Below are 3429 nucleotides of genomic sequence, written 5' to 3'. Positions count from 1 at the left end.
TTTTTTGGATTGGGTGAGTATCAAGATGATTTTAAGGAAGATTTAAAACACGAAACCTTGAAATGGTTTCGTCAGTCTTACGATCCAACAAAATGGCATTTATTTATAAATGATTATGACGGGAAAGCACTCATAATAAACTCAGCCAAATACAAGGATGGAGTAAGTATTAAAGATATTTCTGATGATAAAGGACTTAAAATATTTGAGGAAGAACTTAATATTGCCAAAAACACAGAGGGGGATTTCCTAAGATACTCATGGATTGATGCGACCACAGGGAAATATACACCCCGAGTTACCTATGTAAAAGGATATAATCAATGGGAATGGATGATTGGTGCATCATCCAGTACTGCAACTATAGATAAAGCTATAGCCCAAAGGGAAAAGGAGCTTTTAAGAAATTCCATCCGAAGAGTCGCTTATCTACTGTTGGTTATGCTTGGAGCATCTGCATTATTTTTTATTCTAAGTCAATATATAAATAAAAGAATCAGAAATAATTTCAACAATTTTATTTCAGAATTTGAATCAGCAATTTCAAAACAGCAATTACTCAAGGAAGACATGTTTAATCTCAATGAATTAAGACGGCTGTCAAACTCAGTAAATAAGCTTTTAAAGAATCACCTGAAAAGCCTGGATGACTTGAAATTGAGTGAGCAAAAATTCAGAATCGTAGTTGAAAATGCGCCCGTCTACATTTTTGGGTTCAATCCTAAAGGATTAATCAAACTATGGAATAAACAATGCGAAGAAAATTTCAACTATAGCGCAGACAAAATCTTAAATACCCCACTACCGTTCGAAGAATTATACCATTCTGATTCAATTGAAACCATCAAGGAATTCATCAACTCCCCTTCCGAAGAATACCGACTCTCTCATGTCAAACGTAAAAATGGACAGGACAGTTATAAGTACTGGGCATCATTTGAGTTAAGTAAAGATCTTAGAATATGGGTTGGTCACGATGTGACAGCTCTCAAGCTAACAGAACAAAAAATGCGAGCTCTAAATGCAACAAAAGACAAATTTTTCTCAATTATTGCTCATGACTTACGAAACCCATTTAATGCACTAATCACTCTAAGTTCTTATCTTATCGAAGCAATTGAATCAAGTAATAAAACCGAAGCTATAGAACTTGCCAAAGTTATCGAAACTTCTTCAGAACAAGGATTTGAATTATTAGTAAATCTGCTCGAGTGGTCACGAACACAAACTGGGTCAATCCAATATAATCCTGAACTAATCAACTTGCAGAAGGAACTAAAAAATCCTATTCAGATCATAGAAGGTATAGCCGAATCCAAGAATATAAGGTTAACTCATAATATTAACGAACATATCACAGTATTGGCAGACCCAAACATGATAAGAACCATTGTCCGCAATTTACTTTCAAATGCTGTGAAATTCACCCCTAAAGAGGGGCAAATATCTATTGAAGCTTTTGATAAAGACGATGAATTACTGATTAGAATATGTGATAATGGTGTTGGTATGTCACAAGATATAATCGATAAACTGTTTTCAATAGAATTTAACACAAGTTCTACAGGTACAGACGGCGAAATGGGAACAGGCTTAGGCTTAATATTATGTTTTGAATTCGTAAAAAAACATAATGGAAATATATGGGTTGAGAGTGAAATTGGTAAAGGTTCCTGTTTTTCATTTTCAATACCAAAACAAACAATCAGCACTTAAATTGATTTCGTTCCAGCGAATTAACCTCAAAACATTAAGGTTTTCTTAACTCTTTTTAGTCAAAGCTTAACACCTTTTAGATAAGACAATTTCTAATCTTGGAAGTAGTTATTTAATCAAAACTAAATTTCAGGAATTATGAAACGACTATCACTCTTGCTTTTAATAATTGGGCTCATCTTCTTGTACTCACAAAGTACAACAGCTCAAGAAACCAAAAAGAAGAAAGAAGCCAAAGTTAAAATTCTAATTAATAAAGATGGTAAAACAATAAAATTTGACACCATCGTTCATGAGTTTAAAGATCACAAAGAAATCATGAAAAACATCAATTCAAAGCATCTATCCGACTCTCTATTCGAGATGGTAGAAGGTGAGGACTTTATGTGGACTTCTGATGATAAAGACTCACATGGGAAACACAAATTTATCGTTAAAAAATTTCATGATTCAGATTCTTCTCTTCATTCTAAAATGAGTAAACACATTAGAGTCATTTCTGACGATGATGAAAACATCATCGTCACTGAGGGAGATGGGAACACAAAACCATCAAAATTGAAATTATAGACGAAGATGGAAATATCATAAGAAACATTCAAAGGGCAAGAAAGTTTACATCATTAACGAAGATATCGATTTAGATATCTCCAAAGATGGCAATGTGAAAATTATCAAGATAGAATGGACATCAGATCATGATGAAGATATTGATATAGAAGTCGAAATATCCGAAGATGGTAAAACGACAAAAAAATTTAAGAAAAAAAGGAAATCTAAGAAGACTGAGGAAAAGGGAAAATAGACTTACACACTTTGTGTGATACTACTAAATCAAAAGAGGATGATAGCTGACTATCATCCTCTTTTGCTCTGCGAGCAGAATAAATTATTAACTACAACTATGCTGTAGCTACCAAAGGTTCCTCAAGCTGCATTAAAGCTTCTTTTGCAGCCATTTGTTGAGCCTCCTTCTTAGATGCACCAATACCTTTCCCCAGCATGCTTTTCTCAACTTCAACTTCTGAAACGAAAACAGGCAATTTCATCACCTTATCTAGTCCATCTTCACGAGTATCAAAAACGACATCCTTCTTATTTTTCTGAGCCCACTCAATAAGTTTGCTCTTAAAATTTGTTTCCACATTAACCACTTCTTCAATATCAATATAGTTACGGATGATTTTGTCTTCGATAAAAGTTTTAGTTACAGAATATCCCTGATCAAGATAAATAGCTCCAATCAGAGCTTCGAATGCATCACCATAAATATGTTTGTTATTATTCAGGTTAACATTCGACATGACCTGTTTATCCAATCCAATTGCGAGAGCCAACCTATTTAAAGATTCACGACTAACTATTTTAGAACGGATTTGAGTAAGAAAACCCTCACTCTTATTGGGAAAGTATTTGTAAAGAATATCAGCCGTTATAGATCCTAATATGGCATCGCCTAAATATTCAAGACGCTCATTATTCATAGGAGCCCCATCCTTACAAGGGATAGACGCTGATTTATGCACAAGCGCAAGCTCATACAAATCAATTTTATTAGGCGTAAAGCCTAAAAGATCAAAAGTCAATCCATAAAACTCCCTCTTAGGTAAGAATCGAAGTTTTATGGATTGAATAATAGATTTAATCACAAATTATTCAGTAAAAGATTTGAAAATTACTGAAGCATTGTGTCCACCAAAACCAAACGTATTG

4 protein-coding genes are annotated in these 3429 nt (G+C 33.8%); 3 read left to right on the top strand and 1 reads right to left on the bottom strand.

Annotated features, from left to right (window positions below):
* From ABY905_RS15240 to ABY905_RS15230, 3 genes are all read left to right on the top strand, one after another.
* Positions 1-1716: ATP-binding protein (locus ABY905_RS15240; RefSeq protein WP_372645411.1), on the top strand; the 1716-nt coding region annotated here is incomplete at its 5' end.
* Between the two features lie 138 nt (positions 1717-1854).
* On the top strand, positions 1855-2286 hold the full coding sequence (locus ABY905_RS15235; RefSeq protein WP_372645409.1) for a hypothetical protein: 432 nt from the start codon (positions 1855-1857) through the stop codon (positions 2284-2286).
* A 94-nt stretch (positions 2287-2380) separates the two neighbouring features.
* A complete protein-coding gene (locus ABY905_RS15230; RefSeq protein ID WP_372645407.1) occupies positions 2381-2521 on the top strand; it encodes a hypothetical protein in 141 nt (46 codons plus the stop codon).
* 97 nt (positions 2522-2618) lie between these two features.
* Here ABY905_RS15230 and rnc read toward each other — a convergent pair whose 3' ends face one another.
* Positions 2619-3365 carry a ribonuclease III gene (gene rnc, locus ABY905_RS15225; RefSeq protein ID WP_372645405.1) on the bottom strand — a complete coding sequence of 249 codons (747 nt, stop codon included), beginning with the start codon at positions 3363-3365 and terminating at the stop codon, positions 2619-2621.
* Positions 3366-3429: the final 64 nt, after the last annotated feature.

This window comes from Ancylomarina sp. (genome assembly GCF_041555295.1).
GTDB lineage: Bacteria > Bacteroidota > Bacteroidia > Bacteroidales > Marinifilaceae > Ancylomarina.
The sequence above is the reverse complement of the archived record's forward strand: the minus strand, read 5'-3'. Positions and strand labels throughout refer to the sequence as shown.

Bases quoted from the DNA above. Each gene is read 5' to 3' on its own strand.
- ABY905_RS15235 (WP_372645409.1), top strand. From the start codon at position 1,855: ATGAAACGACTATCACTCTTGCTTTTAATAATTGGGCTCATCTTCTTG.